General features: G+C 62.7%; 14 protein-coding genes. 7 read left to right on the plus strand and 7 right to left on the minus strand.

The window, feature by feature from the left end; translation table 11 throughout:
• Positions 1 to 901 precede the first annotated feature (901 nt).
• Positions 902 to 1,297, plus strand: a complete 396-nt coding sequence (locus MB901379_RS12575; protein WP_158016998.1) for a hypothetical protein — start codon at positions 902 to 904, stop codon at positions 1,295 to 1,297.
• A gap of 148 nt (positions 1,298 to 1,445) precedes the next feature.
• Positions 1,446 to 2,609 carry an LLM class flavin-dependent oxidoreductase gene (locus tag MB901379_RS12580; protein ID WP_158016999.1) on the plus strand — a complete coding sequence of 388 codons (1,164 nt, stop codon included), beginning with the start codon at positions 1,446 to 1,448 and terminating at the stop codon, positions 2,607 to 2,609.
• Between the two features lie 37 nt (positions 2,610 to 2,646).
• Here the strand turns inward: MB901379_RS12580 and MB901379_RS12585 are convergent, their stop codons facing one another.
• Positions 2,647 to 3,114 carry an SRPBCC family protein gene (locus tag MB901379_RS12585; protein ID WP_158017000.1) on the minus strand — a complete coding sequence of 156 codons (468 nt, stop codon included), beginning with the start codon at positions 3,112 to 3,114 and terminating at the stop codon, positions 2,647 to 2,649.
• 207 nt (positions 3,115 to 3,321) lie between these two features.
• Between MB901379_RS12585 and MB901379_RS12590 the strand changes: the two genes are divergently transcribed.
• From MB901379_RS12590 to MB901379_RS12605, 4 genes are all read left to right on the plus strand, one after another.
• Entirely contained in the window at positions 3,322 to 4,074 is a 753-nt protein-coding gene (locus tag MB901379_RS12590) for a lysophospholipid acyltransferase family protein (RefSeq protein WP_232022120.1), read from the plus strand.
• Positions 4,075 to 4,487: 413 nt separating this feature from the next.
• Complete coding sequence (locus tag MB901379_RS12595; protein ID WP_174237015.1) at positions 4,488 to 5,645, plus strand: serine hydrolase domain-containing protein; 1,158 nt, start codon at positions 4,488 to 4,490, stop codon at positions 5,643 to 5,645.
• 117 nt (positions 5,646 to 5,762) lie between these two features.
• Positions 5,763 to 7,046 carry a lipase LipD gene (lipD, locus tag MB901379_RS12600; RefSeq protein ID WP_158017003.1) on the plus strand — a complete coding sequence of 428 codons (1,284 nt, stop codon included), beginning with the start codon at positions 5,763 to 5,765 and terminating at the stop codon, positions 7,044 to 7,046.
• A gap of 499 nt (positions 7,047 to 7,545) precedes the next feature.
• Positions 7,546 to 8,676, plus strand: coding sequence for a class I SAM-dependent methyltransferase (locus MB901379_RS12605; RefSeq protein ID WP_158017004.1), 1,131 nt, complete (start codon positions 7,546 to 7,548; stop codon positions 8,674 to 8,676).
• On the opposite strand, the gene MB901379_RS24595 is transcribed toward MB901379_RS12605, so the two are convergent.
• Together MB901379_RS24595 and MB901379_RS12615 are read right to left on the minus strand one after the other, a co-directional pair.
• Positions 8,666 to 9,034 carry a creatininase family protein gene (locus MB901379_RS24595; protein WP_232021824.1) on the minus strand — a complete coding sequence of 123 codons (369 nt, stop codon included), beginning with the start codon at positions 9,032 to 9,034 and terminating at the stop codon, positions 8,666 to 8,668. The two genes, MB901379_RS12605 and MB901379_RS24595, sit on opposite strands and share 11 nt — an antisense overlap.
• Before the next feature lie 504 nt (positions 9,035 to 9,538).
• Positions 9,539 to 9,826: a hypothetical protein gene (locus tag MB901379_RS12615; RefSeq protein WP_232021825.1), complete on the minus strand. Its 288-nt coding sequence runs from the start codon at positions 9,824 to 9,826 to the stop codon at positions 9,539 to 9,541.
• 258 nt (positions 9,827 to 10,084) lie between these two features.
• On the opposite strand from MB901379_RS12615, the gene MB901379_RS12620 reads away from it, so the two are divergent.
• Positions 10,085 to 11,959 carry a fatty acyl-AMP ligase gene (locus MB901379_RS12620; protein WP_158017006.1) on the plus strand — a complete coding sequence of 625 codons (1,875 nt, stop codon included), beginning with the start codon at positions 10,085 to 10,087 and terminating at the stop codon, positions 11,957 to 11,959.
• A 14-nt stretch (positions 11,960 to 11,973) separates the two neighbouring features.
• Here MB901379_RS12620 and MB901379_RS12625 read toward each other — a convergent pair whose 3' ends face one another.
• The 4 genes from MB901379_RS12625 to MB901379_RS12640 all read right to left on the minus strand — a co-directional run bounded on the left by MB901379_RS12625 (position 11,974) and on the right by MB901379_RS12640 (position 22,846).
• Complete coding sequence (locus MB901379_RS12625) at positions 11,974 to 12,585, minus strand: hypothetical protein (protein ID WP_158017007.1); 612 nt, start codon at positions 12,583 to 12,585, stop codon at positions 11,974 to 11,976.
• A 277-nt stretch (positions 12,586 to 12,862) separates the two neighbouring features.
• On the minus strand, positions 12,863 to 21,286 hold the full coding sequence (locus tag MB901379_RS12630; protein ID WP_162334356.1) for a non-ribosomal peptide synthetase: 8,424 nt from the start codon (positions 21,284 to 21,286) through the stop codon (positions 12,863 to 12,865).
• Positions 21,287 to 21,421: 135 nt separating this feature from the next.
• Positions 21,422 to 21,646, minus strand: coding sequence for an MbtH family protein (locus MB901379_RS12635; RefSeq protein ID WP_158017009.1), 225 nt, complete (start codon positions 21,644 to 21,646; stop codon positions 21,422 to 21,424).
• 12 nt (positions 21,647 to 21,658) lie between these two features.
• Positions 21,659 to 22,846: an acyl-CoA dehydrogenase family protein gene (locus MB901379_RS12640; protein WP_158017010.1), complete on the minus strand. Its 1,188-nt coding sequence runs from the start codon at positions 22,844 to 22,846 to the stop codon at positions 21,659 to 21,661.
• Positions 22,847 to 23,007: the final 161 nt, after the last annotated feature.

Genomic DNA, 23,007 nt, shown 5'->3' on the forward strand with positions numbered 1-23,007 from the left:
TGCCAAGTTTCTTTACACGAGGCGCTCTAAACAAATATTCAGCGCCCGCTGTCAACCCGATCGAGACGGTCGATAGCTCTGAAGTTGCCCGAGGCCAAAGGAATTGGTGTCAGTAGCGGGCCCGCGAAACTGTAGTATTGGGGGAATATTTCGCCAGGCTAGGAAAAGAGATGTGCCCCCTCGCGCCTGGCTAACTCCGACGTCCAACCGCGCAAGCTATTGAGTTAAGGGTGCAATTCCGCGCGCAGCGGCCACAACGAATAGTGCAGCGGCCGCCGAACCTGCCATTCCGCAAACCGGGATCCGGCCGGCGGTTATTCGAGTTTGGCGGATCCCGGCCCGAAACTTGTCGATACGACGCGTCGACGGCGATCGCGAAGTTCGTCGCCGGCGTGCGATGCGATGGTCGACACGTGCCACTACGGCACGCAGATTCCGTTCCCGTCGCCCGGTGAGCGGGCACGGCATCGATTGGTCGGGGACGAGTCACACGACGTGCGAGGAGATTCCACTGTCTCGCAGGCTTTTCGCCGATCAACCGGACATGCGATACCCCTCCACGGCGACGGGTAGAGGGCAGCGACACGCACGCACGAACACCCAGCCTGCATAACGACCGCGGGCACCGAATACACACCACCACGTCGTGGTCCCGTCGAGAGAGCTCCATGCGGGTGCCCACACAAGCGCGACAGTACAAAGCCATCTTCGCCTGGTGTTGGTAGTAGCCGAAGGACCTGTCGCGCCTTGGTCGAGATACCGGCGGCAAGCGAAGGCCAGCAAATCCGCACGTCCTGTCCGAACCGGCCACCACACCAGTGTTTGCCCGCGCGACCGTGCGGGTATCCGGCGCACGCATGCAACGACTACCACGCATGCAACGACTACCCGGGAGAATTCGATGAGAGCTGAAGCTAGGACGGCGGCGGCACTATTCGGCGGTGCGGCCATGCTTGTGTTGGCCGTCGGCTGCGGCGGTGGCGGCAATAAGGGTCCGAGCAGCACCACCACGCCTTCCACCACGACCACCACCACGACTTCCAGCACGGCCCCGTCGGAAACCTCACCCGCACCGGGTAATCCCTCCGGCACCGGCGGCCCGGGTGGCGGCGGCGTCCCCGGCGGCCCCACCGGCAGCGGCGGCCCGGGCGGTGGAGGCGGCAGCATTCCCGGTGGCCCCACCGGCGGTGGTGGACCAGGCGGTGGCGGCGGCACCATCCCCGGCGTGGGCGGCGGCGGCGGGGGACCCGGCGGCGGCGGCGGATGCATCGGCAACGTCTGTGGCGGCTACCCGTGATCGCACCCACCGAGCTTTGCGGCTGATGTGGGACTGGGACCATGCGCTGGCCCCACATCCGACTCCTTCGTAGCGGCGTAGCGGCGTAGGTCGGGACGGCCGGTCGGGGTTAAGGTTCGGTCAAAGCCGATCGCAAGGGAGCCCCAGCATGGCCAAGCTCAGGTTCGGATATTTCATCGCCCCCTTCCACCGCGCCGGTACCAATCCGACCCTTGCCCTCCAACGCGACCTAGAGTTCGTCGAACATCTCGATGCGCTCGGTTTCGACGAAGCGTGGATTGGCGAGCATCACTCGGCCGGCAGCGAAATCATCAGCTCACCAGAGATATTCATTGCCGCCGCCGCAGAACGAACCAAGCGGATCCGGCTTGGCACCGGGGTCATCTCGCTGGCTTACCACAACCCGCTGTGGGTCGCTGACCGGCTGATGCTCTTGGATCACCTCACCCGCGGTCGAGTGATCGGTGGGGTAGGACCGGGGTCGCTACCGACCGACTCCTCGATGATCGGACTTACGCCCACCGACACTCGCGAGCTTCTGGAAACGAACCTTGACATTGTCGTGCGCCTGCTGGCCGGTCAGACCGTGACCGCCAAAACCGCCACCCACCAGCTGTTCGACGCCAAGCTACAACTGGCCCCGTACTCGGAGGCGGGGATTCCGTTGGCGGTCGCCGCGGTGGCCTCGCCAACCGGTGCGCGGCTAGCCGGCAAGCACGGCATCGGCCTCCTATCCATCGGCGCGACACTGACGATCGAAGGCTTCGATGCGCTTGCCTATCACTGGGGCATCGTCGAGGAGCGCGCCGCCGCTTTCGGTGTCCAGGTCGACCGCAAGGACTGGACCCTAGTCGCGCCATTCCACATCGCCGAGACCGACGAGCAGGCCCGGGCGGATGTCAAGTTCGGCATTGAGCACTGGTTCCGTTATTTCCAGAAGGTCGCCGCCTTCCCACAGATGACCATGCCGGGAGAACAACTCGACGAGATGATCGACATCATCAACGAGAACGGCACTGGCGTGATCGGTACCCCGGAGCGGGCCCGGGCCCAGGCGCAACGAGTGTGGGATCAATCCGGTGGCTTCGGCTGCATGCTGCAAATGGGTCATGAGTGGGCCAATCCCGCCGCCACCAAACGGTCCGCCGAACTATTCGCCGCCGAAGTCATGCCACATTTTCAAGGGCACACGCAACCCACCATCGATGCCGCCGCGCGTGCCGGCGAAGTCCGGGACGGCCTGGCGCAAACTCAGCTACAGGCCATCGAGCACATGACCAAGAAGTATCAGGACGAGCTCGGCTCGAAATAGTGACAGCGCACTAATGCCGCTGCACCAGAGTCGAAAACTAGCGCGGAACACCGGACTCGCGTTCGGCCGCCTTGACCAGTCTACCCGCGAAATACTTGACCGCCCCTCCCAACGCCGCCCGCATCACCGGACCTGTCCCTCGAACGCCTTCGGTAAACGAGCCGCTCCAACGTATGTCGGTACCACCGGTGGCGTTCGGGGTCAAAACCACCTCGCCGACGTAGTCCTTTGCCGGAGTGGAGGGGCCAACCAGCTTGTAGACGTGGCGGCGATCCTGCTCATACTCGACGGTTTCTTCTTGAACGAGCATGGGCCACATTCCGACCTTGCGGATCGCCCCGACGCCGCCCGGTGCCGGATCACCTTGCCGCGCCCAACTCGACTGCATGACGATCGGCTTGGCCCAGTGCGCCCAGTTGGCCCCGTCTGTCGCGAGCCGGAACAACGTCGCGGCCGGCGCGCTACTGGTTTTGGTGACTTCGAAGAAATACTTTCGACCCGACATGCCGACTCCCACTATCACGATTCTCCGAAACGCTGCTGCCGCGTACCCTACCGCCACGTCGCAGGCCGATCGGTCTGGGCTCCTGGCGGCCGGCCGAAATCAGTCCCCCGGGTCACCCCGCCGGGGCATACTCACGATGTGGCCGGCGACACCATTTCAGTTCCTCCCGCCCCCTCCAAAGCCGACGTTGATACGGCGCTGAGGATCATGGCGCCGTTGCGAAAACTGATCAAACCCAAGGTTTATGGCATCGACAACGTGCCGGCCGAGCGCGCATTGCTGGTCGGCAACCACAACACGCTCGGCATGGTCGACGCGCCGTTGATCGCCGCCGAACTTTGGGAGCGAGGCAAAATGGTGCGCTCCCTTGGCGACCATGCGCACTTCAAGGTTCCAGGCTGGCGCGAGGCACTGATGCGATTCGGCGTCGTCGAAGGCACCAGAGAGATCACCTCGGAATTGATGCGGCGTGGGGAACTGGTGATGGTGTTCCCGGGCGGCGGCCGGGAGGTCAACAAGCGCAAGAATGAACGCTACAAACTGGTATGGAAGAACCGACTTGGGTTTGCGCGCATGGCAATTCAACATGGGTATTTGATCGTGCCGTTCGCTTCGGTCGGCGCCGAGCACGGCATCGATATCGTGCTCGACACCGATTCGCCGTTGCTGGCACCGACCCAGTTCCTCACCGAGAAACTGCTGGGGACCGCCGATGGGCCGCCGCTGGTCCGTGGTGTCGGCCTAACTCCGGTGCCGCGCCCAGAACGGCAGTATTACTGGTTCGGTGAGCCCATCGACACCACGGAATTCCGCGGACAAGAAGCCGACGACAGCGCCGCTCGCAAGGTGCGCGAGCGCACCGCGTCGGCGATAGAGCAAGGGATTGAATTGATGCTTGCCGAGCGCGAAGCCGACCCGAATCGCTCGGTGATCCGGCGCCTCTTGCGTTCGGATGACTGACGAATCACGTTGAGCGATCCGATGGGCGCCGCGCTCAAACGCAGCGCAGCCGGTGGCGCTGCTGCTTGGGCACCGGACCGGCCGCATGTCCAGCCGCCGAGGCACGCTTTAAGCTGCACGGCGGCCCTCGAGCTGTTGACCGAGGATTGGGTGGATCGACACGCGGTCTCGCGCGGGCCGAATATGCCCGGCCAGCAGCGTGAACGGCGTAGTCTTGCCCGCACCGTTCGCCGCCACCAGCCCGGCTCGGCCGGTTGGTCGACGAACGACGTGTTCGCGACAACGGGTGCCAGCCGGCCCGGACGCCGGACTCGGGCCAGCAATGGATGCGTCGCACATGAGTGAACCGTTGAATAGCGAGAGCGATAAGCCGATGGTGGTCTTGCACGACGAGAGTTCGCCCTGAGATGTCGATGTCTCGTACGACTACTGGTGCCGCCGATTCTTGGGCGAAGGTCACCCCGTGGCCCGCAGCCAGGCGGGGGAAGTGGGCGCCACTGCTCGCCGTCGCGGTATTGCTCGGCGCCTGTGCCAGCCAACACGCTGCGATCACCCCCTCGACCACCACGCGCAGCCCCGCAATCAAAGCGCGTAGCCAGCAGGTGTTGGACGGCGTCATCGGTGCCGATGAGCCCGGTTGCTCTGCTGCGGTGGGCATTGAGGGGGAAGTGGCATGGACGGGGGTTCGCGGTATCGCGGACCTGGCGACCGGCACGAAGATCACCGCGGACACCGTGTTCGATATCGGCTCGGTGTCCAAGCAGTTCACCGCCACCGCGATCCTGTTACTGGACAACGCGGGACGGCTGGCCCTCGACGATCCGCTTGCCCAATACCTTCCCGACCTTCCGGACTGGGCCCTCACCGTCACACTCGCGGAGATGATGCACCACACCAGCGGCATCCCGGACTACATCGGCCTGCTTGCGACTCAGGGGTACCAACCGAGCGACCGCACCACCGAGGCGCAAGCCCTGGCGGCGCTGGCAGCAACGCCGGAACTGGACTTCAAACCCGGCACGCAATACGAATATTCCAATTCCAACTACCTGCTGCTCGGCGAGACCGTCCGACGAGTGTCCGGCAAACCGCTACCCGAGTTTCTGAGCTCGGAGATCTTCCAGCCGCTGGGCTTGGCCATGGTCATGGATCCGGTCGCCGTGATCCCCAACAAGGCGGTGTCCTATGACGTCGGCGACGGCGGTAACCCGGTGCAGTTTAGGGTGATCGACTCGCCGTGGGAACAGGTCGGCGACGGTGCCATCCAGACCACACCCAGCCAACTCGTGCGATGGGCCGACAACTACCGAACGGGCAAGGTCGGTGGTCAAAGGCTGCTTGACGAGCAACTGGCCGGGGCGGTGCCAACCGAGCACGGCGGAGGGGACCGCTATGGCGCCGGGATCTTCTCGCGTGCCGACGGCACGCTGGACCACAGTGGTAGCTGGGCCGGATTCGTCACCGAATTGCGCATCAGCAGTGACCGACGTACCTCGGTGGCCATCAGCTGCAACACCGAAAAGCAGGATCCGGAGAATATGGCTGACGCACTGGGGCGCCTGTGGATGTAGTGGCAACCAGCGGATCCGCCCTCACAGCGGCATCCGCGCTTGTGTGGGGACCGGCGTGGCGCCACCAAAACGTCATACCCTGCACCGGCGTTTTCGCGAGCTGCCATCATTCACGGTATGGCGCAACCATCTGTTCTCACTTCCGATGACGGCCTACCATCCGGCGTTCAGGGTGCCTGCGACTCCCGCTTCTCGACCGTCATTCGGGCGTTCGCCGGTTTGTACCCCGGACGAAAATTCGGTGGTGGGGCGCTTTCGGTCTATATCGACGGACGACAGGTCGTCGACGTATGGACCGGGTGGTCTGATCGACGCGGCGAAGTGCCGTGGACGGCGGACACCGGCGCCATGGTGTTCTCGGCAACCAAAGGACTGGCGGCGACGGTGATTCACCGGCTGGTTGACCGCGGGCTGCTGGCCTACGAGGCCCCGGTCGCCGACTTCTGGCCGGAGTTTGGGGCCAATGGCAAGTCCGAGATCACGGTCAGCGACCTGTTGCGGCATCGATCCGGACTGTCGCACCTCAAAGGCGTCGGCAAGAAGGACATTCTGGATCACCTGCTGATGGAGGAGAAGCTGGCCGCAGCGCCGCTGGACCGCACACACGGAAAGATGGCCTATCACGCGGTGACCTATGGGTGGCTGCTGTCCGGGCTCGCGCGGGCCGTGACCGGCAAAGGCATGCGGACGCTGTTCCGCGAAGAACTGGCGCGCCCGCTCGATACCGATGGACTCCACCTCGGCCGGCCCCCGGCCGATGCGCCAACCAAGGCCGCGCAGACGCTGCTACCCCAGGCCAAGGTGCCCACGCCGCTGCTCGACTTCATCGCACCGAAACTTGCGGGGTTGTCATTCTCTGGGCTGCTTGGCGCGGTGTATTTCCCCGGCATCCTGTCGATGTTGCAGGACGATATGCCGTTCCTGGACGGGGAGATTCCGGCCGCCAACGGCGTCGTAACCGCACGCGCCCTCGCCAGAACCTATGCGGCGCTGGCCAACGACGGCGTCATCGATGGGACACGGCTGCTGTCGCCCGAGGCGGTCAGCGGTTTGACCGGGAGTTCGGAGCTTTGGCCCGATCTGAACCTCGGCCTGCCGTTGACCTATCACCGGGGCTATCAATCCTCGCCGGTCCCGGGCCTTTTGGACGGTTACGGCCACATCGGCCTCGGTGGAACCATCGGCTGGGCCGATCCGGAAACCGGCAGCGCGTTCGGCTACGTCCACAATCGTCTGCTTACGCTGTTGCTCTTCGACGTCGGCTCATTCGCGGGGCTGGCCCCGCTGCTGAGCAACGCTGTCCTGGCCGCTCGCAACGATGACCCGCTCGAGGTGCCGCAGTTCGGCGCACCCTACTACGCGCCTGGTCAGCGGCCAGCGGCAGCCGCCAAGGCAACCTGAAATCCTGCGATTGTGGCTCCGATCTGTCGGGGATCCGGCGGGCCGGGAACCACACCGAGGGTGCTCATCTGCGGCGCCTTGCTCGCCCAGTCCGGCAGGATCATCTAGGAAAACCGCTGGCATGCAATGGAATCGGGGTCAATACGGCGGGCGCTGACCCGCAGCGCTTTGACCTCGACCGGGCCCGCGGTGGTCAGCGCCTCACCGGGCTGGTGCTAGCCATTGCGCATCACCAATCGGACCATGCTCGTCGAGCTAATCAGCGAACTGATCATTGCGCACATTTGAGTCACCAAATGCGGCTATTTGTCGGCGACCGCGCGATCAGCATGCTACGGATCTACGGATGGGGAAAACGTCGCCGCCAACCTTCGCTGCCACGCCAAACAACCAGATCACGCACCTCACGCTGGTACTGACCTCATAAATGCGATAATTCACCTTTGGGTGAGTAAACGAGTACTGGTGCCATAGAACTACCGTTGCTAACATCGTCCGCATGAGTCCACATCCAGACGCAGGTAGCAAAACAGGGGTAAAAGACCAAGATTCACTAGAGCTCGATGCGATTGACCATGCCGCGGCTATACATCCAAAAATGCCGCCATTCGACTTTAGGTTTCTTCAGAGCCATAATCGCAGACGTGCACGTATGCTTTTTTCACTGGCTGAAACATATGCGCGCCTATTGAGACGCCCACTGGATGAGTCTTCCTATAAACCCGGCGGGAAATCGTACGAGTTTATTATAGATCCCCTTAAGGAAGTCGCACAGATACGGGATTACACAGAGGGTGTATACCTTCGCGACACCGATACACATGACAACGCCCAAGCGGCCCAGATCAATTTGCTGATACAAGCTACGGGCGCTCGCAAGGGCGACCGCCTGCTGGATGTCGGATGCGGTAGTGGCTCCTTAATTGAGCGGTGTCGCGAGCTGGGCATTGACGCTAGTGGCGTAACCGTCTCTCGTTCCCAGGCTATTGAGTGTCAAAAGCGTGGCTTGGACGTACGGCTCGCAAGTTTCGACGAAATCATGAATATATTTCAGCCGAATGAGTTTCGGGCGGTTGTCATGAATGGCAGTACTGAACATTTCGCTACGGCTCGTGATGCCTTGTTTGGTTACGAACACGATATATGGAGAAGAATGTTTTCATCCTGCGCAGCCGTATTACAGGAAGAGGGTCGCTTAATGATCACTGCTCTTCACTGCCGGAACCGTCAGGATGCACGCCAAGTAATGAAACATCCCATAGATTTGGGATGGCAAAGCGAAGAATTTCACTGGAGTATACTCAATAGATTCTATTCTGGCTGGTACCCGACAGGTGACGATTATGTGCTTGCCGCGCAAGAGTCTAACTTCGGCCTTATCCGTGAGTGGGATATGACTTCACACTACGCGCGAACATCCGTTGACTGGGCGCAGCAGCTTTCTGCGGCTTGGCGAGAACACCGTAAGGAGATGAGCGCAATCTACATGAATTTGCTGAACCGGGACCCGCGATATTTCGTTATTACGATGTTCTACACGTTCTACGGCACCTGGATGTGGCAAATGCTAGGTGGCGGCGAAAGTGGGGCGATCCACAAGTGGCAACTCTATAACCTGACTAGCCCATAGCCGTAGGCCGTCCGGACGGAAGATCGACTTGCTGGCAGTACAGCAAGTTCGCCAGGTCAGAGGTGGCCGCTGGCGGACTTAGGTGGCCCGGTGTCGCGGAGCGGCGGATGGGCGGCGGCGTTGTCATCGTGGCCGCTGATGTGGGCACTTGCGGCGATGCGAACCTCGGCCCAGTCTTCGCTGCTGGGATATAGCCGACTTTGGTCGGGGTCCGCGGGTGGTTGCCTTGTTGTATTACGTCGATCGGTACGGCGCTGCCGCCGTGGCCGTTGACGACGATCAACGCGGTGATGTTTTGGCGGGCAACTGATCCGATGATATCGACGACGACGGCGAGCGTGGTTGCGCTGATGCTCACGGTGCGGGCATAGACGGCGTGCTCGTGGGACAGCCGAATGCGATGGCCGGTAGCTGAAACACGTCGTGCTGCTGACTGATTGATGACGCGATGGCACAGGCGATCAGGGTGGCGGTGCCCGACGGCAGGTAAAAGCTGGTGACTCCTGGGTGGCGTTCGTTATGCGTCCGACGAGTTGTTGCCGGATCAAGCTTTTTCACGTCGTCGGCGTTCCCTGGCGATTGTGCCTGCCTTGGCGAGATGAAGTCTGGCTCGCGGAGATCTGATTATGGCTCACCTTCGTGGTGTTCGCGGGGGGCGCAGGCCCCCACCGAAGCCATCAATGGTCGACCCGAAGCCCACGCCGCAACAACCCCGACGGGTTGGGCCACCACGGTCAGGCGCTGATCCGGGCCGAGCACACATAGCGACGTACCCGGTTATCGAGATTGACATGGCGGGCTTGGGAACAACCGGTTGGCGCGGCGCCCACAGCGCAGCAACCTTGACACCGCGTGTCTGATGCTAGAACTCGTAGATGATGAACCAGACCAGAACAGCGGCTGCCAGCAGCAGTCCGGTCAGGACCGCTGCCCGGGCCGGCCTCGACCGCCGGTGGAACCAGTCACGCAACTGCGAAAATCGCCAGTCAGTCCACGCGTAGGCTTGAGCGGCCCAATCGGCCTCCACGGCGAGAAGGCGAAATGCAACCAGCAGCGCCGGGATGCCCAACTCGGGAAGCAGCACGATCAGCGGGGTGGACGCGATCAACAACGCTGCGCCGGTGACGGCGAGAAATGCGCGCACCGCCATGGGCCTGCCTCGGCCGCGCTCGCGGTACGTGAGCACTCTGCTAAGAGCAGCGTCACGAGTTGTGGCCGGGGCGGAGTGGGCGGCTGATTCCACGAATGCTCCTGAGTCACGCCGATCGCCGGGGGATACCCAGGCGGATTCCGCTCGGACTCTAGTGGACAGTTGCCGATTTGTGGATCCGACGACCCATCCAAACCGGTGGCCGATGCCACACGGTGGCTGCCCGATCGGAGAGGTGCCGGTGCATAGACTGCCGTTATGAGTGACGGCTCCCCACGGACCTCCGCGGCTCCCAAAGGCCTGCTGAAGATCGAGGATTGCTTGGCGGCCGACGGCAGTATCGAGCTACCGGCCGGCACCACGCTGATCTCTCTCATCGAGCGCAATATCGCAAACGTCGGTGATGCGGTGGCGTATCGCTACCTGGACCACACCCGCTCGGCTGAAGGACAGGCCGTCGAGGTGACCTGGACTCAGCTCGGTGTCCGGTTGCAGGCGATCGGCGCCCACGTGCAGCGGTTCGCAACCGAAGGTGAACGCGTCGCAATTCTGGCACCACAGGGCATCGACTACGTCGCCGGGTTCTACGCAGCCATCAAAGCGGGCACGACGGCGGTACCCCTGTTCGCCCCCGAATTGCCCGGTCACGCTGAACGCCTCGATACCGCGCTTCGCGATTCGGAGCCCACGCTCCTGCTCACCACGGCCACGGCGAAAGATGCTGTCGAGGACTTCCTGGCGCATCTGCCCAGCGTGCCAACGCCGCGGGTCCTCGTCATCGACCAAATACCCGACACAGCGGGGGAGGAGTTCGCCCCGGTCGAACTGGATATCGACGCGGTTTCGCACCTGCAGTACACCTCAGGCTCCACCCGACCGCCGGTTGGCATCGAGATCACCCACCGCGCGGTCGGTACCAACCTGGTGCAGATGATTCTGTCCATCGACCTACTGGACCGGAACACCCACGGAGTTAGCTGGCTACCGCTTTACCACGACATGGGTCTGTCCATGATCGGGTTTCCGGCGGTCTACGGCGGGCACTCCACCCTCATGTCGCCGACTGCCTTTGTCCGTCGCCCGCAGCGCTGGATTCATGCGTTGGCGGCAGGTTCACGGACCGGCCGCGTCGTCACCGCAGCGCCAAACTTCGCCTACGAGTGGACCGCACAGCGTGGACTGCCCGCGTCAGGCGACGACATCGACCTTAGCAACGTTGTGCTGATCATCGGTTCCGAACCGGTCAGCATCGACGCGGTCACGACGTTCAACAAGGCGTTCGCGCCCTACGGATTACCGCGCACTGCCTTCAAACCCGCCTACGGCATCGCCGAAGCGACGCTGCTGGTGGCGACGATCGACCACACCGCCGAGACGACGGTTACCTATTTCGACCGGGAACAATTGGGTGCCGGTCACGCGGTACGCGTCGCGGCGGACGCACCCGGCGCCGTCGCGCAGGTATCGTGCGGACACGTCGCCCGCAGCCTGTGGGCCGTGATCGTCGACCCGGAAACCGGCACCGAATTGCCGGACGGTGAAGTGGGCGAAATCTGGTTACAGGGCAACAATATCGGGCGCGGCTATTGGGGACGGCCCGAAGAAACCCGCCGGACGTTCGGCGCCAAGCTGCAGCCGCCACGCAGTGCGGGCAGCCGCGCCGAGGGTTCCGATACCGCGGGTGCCTGGCTGCGGACCGGAGATCTGGGCGTCTACCTCGACGGCGAGCTCTACGTCACCGGGCGGATAGCGGATCTGATCAGGATCGCCGGAAAAGACCACTACCCGCAGGATATCGAGGCCACCGTCGCGGAGTCATCGCCACTGGTCCGGCGTGGCTATGTAACGGCTTTCGCGGCGCCGGCCAACGCGCAGTCGGGATCGGACCAGGCAGATCCTGCGGGCACCAGCCCGAAGCTGGTCGTCGTCGCCGAACGTGCGGCGGGCACCAGCCGCGCCGACCCACAGCCTGGAATCGAGGCCATCCGCGCCGCGGTGGCAGAACGCCATGGGTTGCCGGTCGCCGACGTACGTTTCCTACCGGCCGGCGCGATTCCACGCACGACCAGTGGCAAGCTGGCTCGACGGGCTTGTCGGGACCAGTATCTCCGCGGCGTCCTGGGAGTGCACTAGCCCGCTCTGCAGCTTCAGGGCTCGGGGTCTTCCGGAACGTCGGTGTAATGCAGGGTGTATCCGTCAACGGAGAATGTGAAGCCCTTGGCGGTCGTTTCGCTGACACACGACACGCCGACCGACTTCTGAAAGTTGCACCTGAAGCCAGCAGCATCGAGAACCTGAACGAACGGTAGGGCCTTGGCCGCTCCCGAACCCGGCGAAAATTCTCCTTTCTCCAGGACCGCGAAGTGCGCTTCACCGAGAGTGCCGACAACGATCGTATTGGGCACGGCCACAGTCCCATCTGCACCGCGGACGGTCTCGGGCGCGCCCGGGATGTTCAAGGTTGACCCACGCGTGGGCTGACAACCGGCTTGGGTATGAGGCACGATCGCGCAACGCCATCGACCGCTGGGTGATGCGAAGTAATAGCCGCCGTGGGCGCCGGATTCCACGAAGTAGTCAGCGGCATTGGCCAGGTGCAAATTGTTGGTCGGGGTGGGAAGCAATGAAGTTGTGGCGGTCACGCCAGTTGGTACCGGGGGCTCGCCGGTGTGCACACCCGGTCCAGGGCCGCATGCGGCGGTGGTCGCCGTCAACAGGATCGCCGCAGACCATTGCGGCACGGTGCCGTTCAATCTCATAGCACCATGTTTACCGTTGCCGCGACCCCTCGCGGCGATGGGTCACCGGCACTTGTCCCGCCGAGTCGCCGCCGGCACAGCATGGTCTATCGCGGTGCAATGCCGGTCGCTTCAGGGAATGATCCTGGCCCGCATAGTTTTCGACGCCGCACTGGTGAGTAGTGGAGCCAACATCGTCATGGCGGACAGGGACCGTAGCGGGAGCTGGCCCGCGGGCCGCCATTCCAACACGCAACTCGGCGTCACCGAACCATGCGCGGGGCTGGAGCCTCGCCGGTCAGTCTAATGCTGCCCGGATTTGGTCACCGAATGTCTTCAGGGCGGCGGGGTTGAGCATTTCTTCGTGTGCGCAGTTGACCGGGTATTCGTTGACTTCGCCGGCAACATATTTTCGCCAGCATTGCTGAAGTTCTGCGTCGCTGCTGGCTGGTCGTGCCGAGAAGACGACCATGCGGCCTGCAAAGATATCGGGTTGATGTTGGGCGTTCAGTTGCACGTTAGTGTTGGCATTGGTAACCATCACCTGCACCAGTTGGCGTGACGGCAGCGCGGATTCTGCGTCTAATTCTTGCTCTACTAGCGTCTGTGCTTGCGAGTAGGTCAGTGGGCGGCAATATTGTTCGGCGGCGACGCCGAGGACTTGCAGGATCGCCTCTAAGACGTCGGATTCGGTCACCACAGCGGTAGTGGATGCATCCGGGATAAGGATCGGGTCGAGAGCTATCAAGCGCGCCACAGTGGCGCCGCGAACTTGCAGCTCAACGGCAAGCTGGTGGGCGGTGACCCCGCCAAAAGACCAACCGAGAAGCTGATAGGGACCTTCGGGATCGTAGGTTTGAATGGCGTTGGCGTAGATTCTCGCAAGTTCCCGAACCGACTCGGGCTGCGCTTCCTGGCCGTTGTGCATCTGTTGAAGACCGATGACGGGGCAATCCAGGTAAGGACCGAGATTTCGGTAGGCCCAACTGATGCCGCCCCCGGGGGGCAGGCAGAAGAGTGGTAGCCCGGAACCAGGTTGGAGCACCTCAAGGGGCACGATCTCAACGGATCGGTCGGGTGCGTTTAGCTTTTCGGCTAAACCATCGATGGTGGGTGCCTCGAAGAGGACGCGTGCGGCCAAGTCGGTATCCAGTGTAGCGTTGATCGCCGCGACCACTCGCATCGCCGAGAGCGAATCGCCACCGAGATCGAAAAACGAGTCGTCGACCCCGACCCGGTCCAGGCCGAGCACCTGGGCAAATATGCCGGCAAGGGTTTCTTCGACCGGACTGACCGGAGCCCGATACCGTTGGGCATCGCCGTACTGAACGGCCGGCAAAGCCCGCACATCCAGCTTGCCGTTAACCGTCAACGGCAACTCCGCAATAGCGATCAACGCCGCCGGCACCATGTAGGGGGGCAACTGAGCGGCCAATGCCGCACGCAACTCGACCGGGTCGGCCCCACCGGTGAAATAACCCACCAGACGCGGATCGCCCGGATGATCATGGCGGGCCACCACCACGGCCTGGTCCACCCCCGCCAACCGGCCCAACGCCGCGCTCACCTCACCCGGCTCAATACGGAACCCACGGACCTTGACCTGGCCATCCGCACGACCCACATACCGCAGCTGGCCATCCGCACCCCACCACACCAGATCCCCGGTGCGATACATCCGCGTTCCCGACGCCCCACCGAACGGACACGCCACAAACCGCGACCCGGTCAAACCCGCCCGACGCCAATACCCAAGGCCAACACCCCCACCCGCCACATACAACTCCCCAACCACACCAACAGGCACCGGCCGCAACCACCCATCCAAGACGAACAGTGCCGCGCCGGCCACCGGCGAACCGATCGGAGTGATTCCCAACCCCGGCGTCAGCGGTGGGCTCATCGCCGCATAGATCGTGGCTTCGGTGGGGCCGTAGGCGTTGATCATCACCCGCCCGGGCGCCCACTGGTCCACCAGCGCCTCCGGGCATACCTCACCACCGACCACCAGCATGACCGACTCCAAGCCCTGCGGGGACACCGCTGCGGCCGCCGACGGGGTCAGGGTAAAGACCTCGACATGTTCGGCCAGCAGCAGGGCATGCAGCTCGTCCGGGGATTTTGCGGTGTGTTCGGGTACCACGACCAGCCGCCCACCCGACAGCAGTGCACCCCAGATCTCCCACACCGAGACATCAAAGGAATACGAATGCCATTGCGTCCACACGCGGCCGGGGGAGAACAGCATCGCTGCCGATTCAGCGTCCAAACCGCCCAGCAGTTGGGTGACGTTGTGATGCGTGATGCCTACACCTTTAGGCGTGCCAGTGCTACCCGAGGTGTAGATGATGTATGCAAGATCCCCAGCCGCCGGCCCGGGCAGGCCCACACCGGACACGGTGTCGATCCCAGGCTCGTCGATATCGATGACCGTCAGGTCGTAGTCGTCCAGACGAGCGCGCAGAGCACCGGTCGTGACCGCAGCAATTGGCGCAGAATCGTTGAGCATAAACGCGATCCGGGCATCGGGATGCATCGGATCAATCGGCAAATAGCCCGCACCGGTTTTCAACACCGCCAGGATCGCAACGATCCCACCATGCGTCCGGGGCAACAGCAGCGCCACCAACTCGCCCGGACCCACCCCCACCCCGGCCAAAACCCGCGCCAGTTGACTGCTTTCGGCGTCCAACTTCGCGTAGGTCAACGACACCTCACCATCAGTTACCGCGATCGCCTCCGGAGTGCGCGCCACCTGCGCACCAAACAACACCGGAACCGACCCCCCCACCGAGACCGGCTCCGCTAACACACCCCGATTACCCCAGACATCAAGACACTCGTGCTCTCTGGAATCAAGCAGATCGATTAATCCCAACCGCCGCCCCGGCTCGGCAGCCATCACCCTCAACAACGCCTGCAACCGGGCGATCAACGAGTCAATGGCGGTCTTGTCGAATACGGCGGTGTCGTATTCGACTCGAAAACCGAGTTGAGGCCCGGGTAGGACGAACACGGTAAGGGGGTAGTGGGTGGTTTCGAAGCTAGTGATGTCGGTAATGGCCAGCTGGTCTGGGCACAGGGCAGCCAGATCATTGAAGGGATAGTTCTCGTAGACGAACAGAGCGTCAAAGAGCCGAGAGTGTCCGCTTGCGCGGTGAATGTCGCCGAGCGGCAGGTAGTGATACTCCAGGGTGTCGGTGTGAAACTGCTGGAGTTGGTCGATCAGTTCTGTGGTGGTGACGGCGGCTGTCAGCCGTGCTCGCACCGCCACCGTGTTGATCAACAGACCCACCATCGACTGAGCCCCGGCTAGCTCGGCGGACCGCCCCGACACGGTGGCACCAAATGCGACGTCCTGATTTCGGGTCAGCCCGGCCAGCAGCTGTGCAAAGGCGGCCTGCACCACGATGTTGAGGGTGCTGTGATGAGAGCGGGCCAAGTCATTGAGGGCGCTGGTGGCCGCATTGGACAAGGTCCAAAATTGCACTGCGTGGTCGGCGGAAACGTTTGGATCGAGTGAGCCCACCAGGGTGGGGCTGTGAAAATCAGTAAACATCTCACGCCAGGCAATCAAGGCTTTGCCGCGGTCTTGATCGGCGAGCCAGGCCAGGTAATTGCGATACGGAACAGGTGGTGGAAGTATCCCGTTGCCGTACACGTTGAAGACGTCACCCAAGATGATCGACATCGACCAGCCATCGCAGACCACATGATGATTCGTCCAGATCAACCGGTACTGGTCGGGTGCAGTCTTGACCAGAGCTGCCCGGACCGGGGAGCTGTTGCTGATATCGCGAAGGGCTTCGCGTTCTGCAGCGCGTATCTCCTCGATGTCGTGCTGGGCGCCGTGGGTAAGGTCGATAACATCCCAGGGCACTACCGGGTCGTCCATGATGATTTGGACGGGCTCCTCGAAGCCCGCATACGCGATTCGCACCGCGAGATTGGGACTGCGCTTGATGACGGTCTGCACCGCTTCATGTAGGCGCAGTTGGTCCAGCTGGCCGGCGAGCCCGATTTCAACCTGGACCACATAGGCCTGACCCGCAGTGGAGGCACCGCTGTGAAACAGCAGTCCCTGTTGCAATGGGGTCAACGGCAGCAGGTCTTTGACCTTGTGGCTGCGTTCAAGGTGGTCGATCTGGCTTTGCGTCAGCGATAATCCCAGCAGGTCCGAGGGCGTCAATCCGCCCCCACCAGCATCCACATAAGCGCTGATTGCGGTTAAGGCTTCAAACCACAATCCGGCCAACCTGCCAAGTGCACTACTGTCGAACACCGACGACGCCCAGGTCCATTCCGCATGCAGTTGGGGTCCGGCGTCGGTATCGATAGTGACTGCGTTCAGTGCCACCGTATGGGTCAACGGCATGTCCGCCAGCACCCGGGCGGTCTCTGCCAACGTAAGACCCGCACCGGTGAGATGCCACCCCCCGGCTCTTGCAGATCGGCTGAAGCCCTCGAAGCGACCAAGATAGTTGAATGCGATCAGCGGGTCGGCCGCGACGAGGTCAACCTCATGGTTTTGATAGCGCAGCAGACCATAGGTCAAGCCCGGAGGAACCGCGCGTAGTTGCTCCTTGAGTTTCTTGACTACCGTCCCCACGATGTCGTGGCCGGCCGACCACTGCGGCCACGCTATCGGCCCTACCTTCAACGCCACCGGGTATTTCGTGGTGAACCAGCCCACCGCGGCCGACAAATCCAGGCCAGGGGATAGCTCGTCGTGGCGCCCGTGACCCTCCACGTCCACGCCGATCACCGCACTGGGCTCGGCCAATAACTCCTGCCACGCCACCGCGAAAGCGATCAACAAGATGTCGTGGACGCCGACGTGGAACGCGGCTGGCACCCGGGTTATCAACGCCTGAGTTGTCGGGGCGTCGAGTACCACCGACAGGTGCCCGGCGCTGGCAGCGCGATCAACCTGCTGATTGGGTGCGCTGACCACAGCCGGGACCGCCGCGATCTGACGCCAAACCGCTAACTGGGCGGTTACCGCTGGGTCATAGGCATAGTCGACCAACATCGACGCCCACTGCCTAAACGAGCTACCGGTGGCGGGCAGACTAATCGCGCCGCGGCGCTGGTGCTGGGCCCACGCGGAGTTGAGGTCATCGATCAATACCCGCCACGAGACCCCATCCACCGCCAGATGATGGATGGCCAACACCAACTGAGCCGTCGATGAAGCCCACACCGCGCTGACCATCACGCCAGCCGCAGGATCCAACCGAGACAACGCCCCAGCCAGTACGTCCCCGGACATGACCGCCACCTGCTGCACCGACTCACGCGCGTCCACGTAACCGGCTGGTCGGGCTTCCAGCGCCCACCCTCCATCGCTGTCTCTACCCACCTGCAGCCGCAACATCGCGTGCCGATCCAGCAACGCCTGAACCAACACGACTACATCAGCCTCGTCGACGCCGGCCGGCCCCTGCACCAACACCGTCTGATGTAATCCCGCCACCAAACCAGCCACGCTGTCGAACCACCGCATGATCGGTGTGAGCACGACCGATCCCACACCGTCGTCATCGCGACCGCCTAGACCAGCACCGAGATTCTCGACAACGCGGGCCAGCGCAGCTACGTCTTGGTGGCGGAAAATGTCCCGCGTCCTGCACGCCAACCCCGCAGCACGCGCGCCCGCGACCACTCGCATCGCCGAGAGCGAATCACCACCGAGATCGAAAAACGAGTCGTCGACCCCGACCCGGTCCAGGCCGAGCACCTGGGCAAATATGCCGGCAAGGGTTTCTTCGACCGGACTGACCGGAGCCCGATACCGTTGGGCATCGCCGTACTGAACGGCCGGCAAAGCCCGCACATCCAGCTTGCCGTTAACCGTCAACGGCAACTCCGCAATAGCGATCAACGCCGCCGGCACCATGTAGGGGGGCAACTGAGCGGCCAATGCCGCACGCAACTCGACCGGGTCGGCCCCACCGGTGAAATAACCCACCAGACGCGGATCGCCCGGATGATCATGGCGGGCCACCACCACGGCCTGGTCCACCCCCGCCAACCGGCCCAACGCCGCGCTCACCTCACCCGGCTCAATACGGAACCCACGGACCTTGACCTGGCCATCCGCACGACCCACATACCGCAGCTGGCCATCCGCACCCCACCACACCAGATCCCCGGTGCGATACATCCGCGTTCCCGACGCCCCACCGAACGGACACGCCACAAACCGCGACCCGGTCAAACCCGCCCGACGCCAATACCCAAGGCCAACACCCCCACCCGCCACATACAACTCCCCAACCACACCAACAGGCACCGGCCGCAACCACCCATCAAGGACAAAAAACCCCAGACTGGACAGTGGGGTGCCAATCGGACTGACGTCGGCGGCGGTGTCGGACCCAATGATCTCGCGCCACGAAGCGTGCACCGTGGTCTCGGTGGTGCCATACAGATTGAACAGACGAGGATGCCGCGGATGCTGACTCATCCAGGGCGTCAAGCGGTGCGCCTGCAGTGCCTCACCGGCGAACAGCACCGCATCAAGTTGCAGCCGATGGCTCAACTCATCAGCAGCCTCCGCCGCGGCCTGTAGCGCGTAGAACGCCGAGGGCGTCTGGCAGAGCACGTTGGCCCGCTCGTCAACCAGCAATCCCAACAGCTCGTCCGGGGATTTTGCGGTGTGTTCGGGTACCACGACCAGCCGCCCACCCGACAGCAGTGCACCCCAGATCTCCCACACCGAGACATCAAAGGAATACGAATGCCATTGCGTCCACACGCGGCCGGGGGAGAACAGCATCGCTGCCGATTCAGCGTCCAAACCGCCCAGCAGTTGGGTGACGTTGTGATGCGTGATGCCTACACCTTTAGGCGTGCCAGTGCTACCCGAGGTGTAGATGATGTATGCAAGATCCCCAGCCGCCGGCCCGGGCAGGCCCACACCGGACACGGTGTCGATCCCAGGCTCGTCGATATCGATGACCGTCAGGTCGTAGTCGTCCAGACGAGCGCGCAGAGCACCGGTCGTGACCGCAGCAATTGGCGCAGAATCGTTGAGCATAAACGCGATCCGGGCATCGGGATGCATCGGATCAATCGGCAAATAGCCCGCACCGGTTTTCAACACCGCCAGGATCGCAACGATCCCACCATGCGTCCGGGGCAACAGCAGCGCCACCAACTCGCCCGGACCCACCCCCACCCCGGCCAAAACCCGCGCCAGTTGACTGCTTTCGGCGTCCAACTTCGCGTAGGTCAACGACACCTCACCATCAGTTACCGCGATCGCCTCCGGAGTGCGCGCCACCTGCGCACCAAACAACACCGGAACCGACCCCCCCACCGAGACCGGCTCCGCTAACACACCCCGATTACCCCAGACATCAAGACACTCGTGCTCTCTGGAATCAAGCAGATCGATTAATCCCAACCGCCGCCCCGGCTCGGCAGCCATCACCCTCAACAACGCCTGCAACCGGGCGGCTAGATGTGAGACGTCGGAATCACCAAACGGCCCACCACTTCCCACGGTATGTAGGAAAAGCCGGCCAGCATCTTTGGTGAAGACCATGCCGAAGTGCTCGCCCTGGGCAAAACTTAGGATCGTGACTGTGCTGGGAGCGTCGCCGAACGGCGCGAGGGTGACCGACGGCATGAAGTTGACGCTGACCGTGCCGGCTGAGTTATCGGTACCTTGTCGGGAATTGCTATTTCTCAGCACATGCATGGGGAAGCGTTGATGCCGTATGGCTTGTCTTATCTGTGACTCCACATGCTGACAAAAACCGCCAATCTCAGCGTCTGGCACCGCCGTCAACACTAACGGCACAGTGCCGGACAGCATCCCAGGAATCGTCATCAGTTGTGGGTTTGTCCGCCTGCTGACCGGGAAATCGAGGATCACCTGCGGACCGCCACGTCTCTGATGCACCAACAGCGCACACGCCGCGGTAATCACTGACGAGCGACGAACACCGACCATCTGGGCAAGCTGCTGGGCACGGTCCACCACCGAACGATCCAGCTCGACCGAAACCGAAGTCGCCGAGGAAGCATGGCAGCCTTGTGCGCGGGCGAAGCTGTAATCCACTACGCTGTCGAGGTTCTCGTTCCAATAGGTCAGGTCTTCTCGATAGTCATCGGATTGTTCGTACGCCGATTCGCCGGCAACAAGACTCTCCAACGAGCCGAAAAATGAGGGCGCAACCGGAGTTTCAGTACTCAATGCGGAATACACGGCGGCGATCCGATTGACAAGGAGGGCGTACCCGAACCCGTCAACGATCACATGGTGGATACACACAAACAGATAGAACTCATCCGAAGTCGTTTGAAAAAGCGCAAACTTGAACAGCGGGCCGGCCCACGGCATCGGCGCCCGATGCAGCACCAACCCCCGCCGAGTGGCTTCCCGAACCGGATCCGCGCATCTTCTCAGATCGTGGAATGGAACCTCGAGATCGGGGTAGTCCACGGCCTGCTGCACAACGTACCCATCAACCTCAATAATTGCGGCTCTTAGAGGTTCAGCTTCAGCAACCACCTGTCGAATTGCCCGACTCAACAGGTCAGGGATCACCGATCCGCCGATGACCGCGAACCCGCTATTGTGCCACTCATCCGGTGCTCTGCCGATCTCCTGTGAAAACCAGATATCTAGCTGCCCCCGCGTCAGCGCAAACCCTCGTTCTGCCGGCCCGAGTGCGCGTCCCGAATTGCTCTGAATTGAACTATGATCCACGGTGATCTCGCGGCCGCGTCTACCGAATGGGCATCCGGGCTGGAATGTCCGCGCAAGGCGTCGGCCAGCCAGGGCAGCTGGATGCAGCTCCAGTTGCGGCGGTTGGACCGTTCGAATCCCTGCTCACGCCAGCCATCACTCGGACTGATCCGACGCTAGCCTGTCGCGCAAACTCTTCGGTCGGATATCGGGCCAGTTCCGCTCGATGTAGTCCAGACACTCGGCGCGCGTGCTCTCGGCGTGCACCACCCGCCAACCGGCCGGCACATCGGCGAACACTGGCCACAAACTGTGCTGCTCCTCATCATTGACCAAGACCAGGAACGTCCCATCGTCGTCGTCAAACGGATTGGTACTCACCAGCGCTCCATCTCACTCATTTGTCGTCCGTTCTGCGGTCGTCCGGGGTGTTCTTCCGGTGGGTTTCGATTGCTGCTCGTGGTATCGCTTGACTAGTTCACGTGCGATCACGAGCCGCATCGCCTCGTCGGTACCCCCGGCTACCGAGCCGCACAGAAAATCGAGGGCACACTGGTAAAGGCGCGCTTCTTCCTGAAGTCCGTAGCTGCCACACAATTTCATCGCTTCAATACATGCGTCCAAGCCCGACTGCATCGCATACAGCTTGAGCGCGGAGGATTCGAGATCGATATCCTCGCCTCGTAGGTAGCGGTCCAGCGTCGTATGAGCCAATGCGATTGTCATCTGCCTGCTCACCGCCACATCGGTAATCCGGCGCTGGATGTGCTGGTGGGTGGCTATTGGCTTGCCACGCACCTGACGACTGATCGCGAAGGCGAGCATCTGGTCGAGTACCTGGTCCAAGATGCCGATCGTGCCGAATCCGCTGAGCATCCGTTCGGGGCCGATAACGCCACGGAGCATTTCGCGACCACGGCCGGCGCCGATCACATGCGTCTGGGGGATACACACGTTGTCGAATGTGATCGAGCCGACCGGCGAGGTGCGCATGCCGGCCGGCGCCAGCGGGGGCGAGCAGGTGACGCCGGTCCATGACGGTTCCACGAGCACCGCCGACATACCGCCGATAGCGTCGTCAGCGCACCAAACGAGGATCACGTCGGCGATCGGCGCGTTGGTGATATGCCATTTGGCACCGTCGAGGTGGATACCGCCATGGCCTCGGTGCAGCCGGGTCTCGGGATGAAAGGCATCACTGCCGCCGTGCGGCTCGGTTGTCGCGAACGCCAAGATGGTCTTACCCGAAACCGCGGGCGTCAAGTAGGCTTCACGCACCTCGGGGTCAGCGTATTGCTCGAGTATCGGAATGGTCAGAATCGCCTGAACCCCCGTCGAAATATTGAACCCGAGGTGGCAGGACCCGCTCGTCAGGCCGTGTGTTGCCGCGGCGTAGGTCAACACCTGTCGCTTCATCTGTCCGCCGAGCGCAGCACCGAATAGACCCGCGTCGGCCACATCGCACCATAGGTCGTACGGGAATTGTCGCTGTGCCCAACGTTCGGCTAGGGCGGCACGATGCCGTACACCGATCGCGTGGTACTGATCCCTAATTATCTCGTAGTCGGCCAGCCACTCCAATTGACATCGCCCTCCTCAGTTTTCGCCCGCGCGTTGGGGGCGCAATGGACAAAGGAGCCACAGGTCCGGTCGACTGAGCGCTCGAACCAACCGGCGTCGGGGATCGAACCCGCGCGGGCCGCAGCGTCGATCGGGCCATCACGGTCGGTTGGTGAGACGCC

The sequence above is a fragment of the Mycobacterium basiliense genome (genome assembly GCF_900292015.1).
GTDB classification, from domain to species: domain Bacteria; phylum Actinomycetota; class Actinomycetes; order Mycobacteriales; family Mycobacteriaceae; genus Mycobacterium; species Mycobacterium basiliense.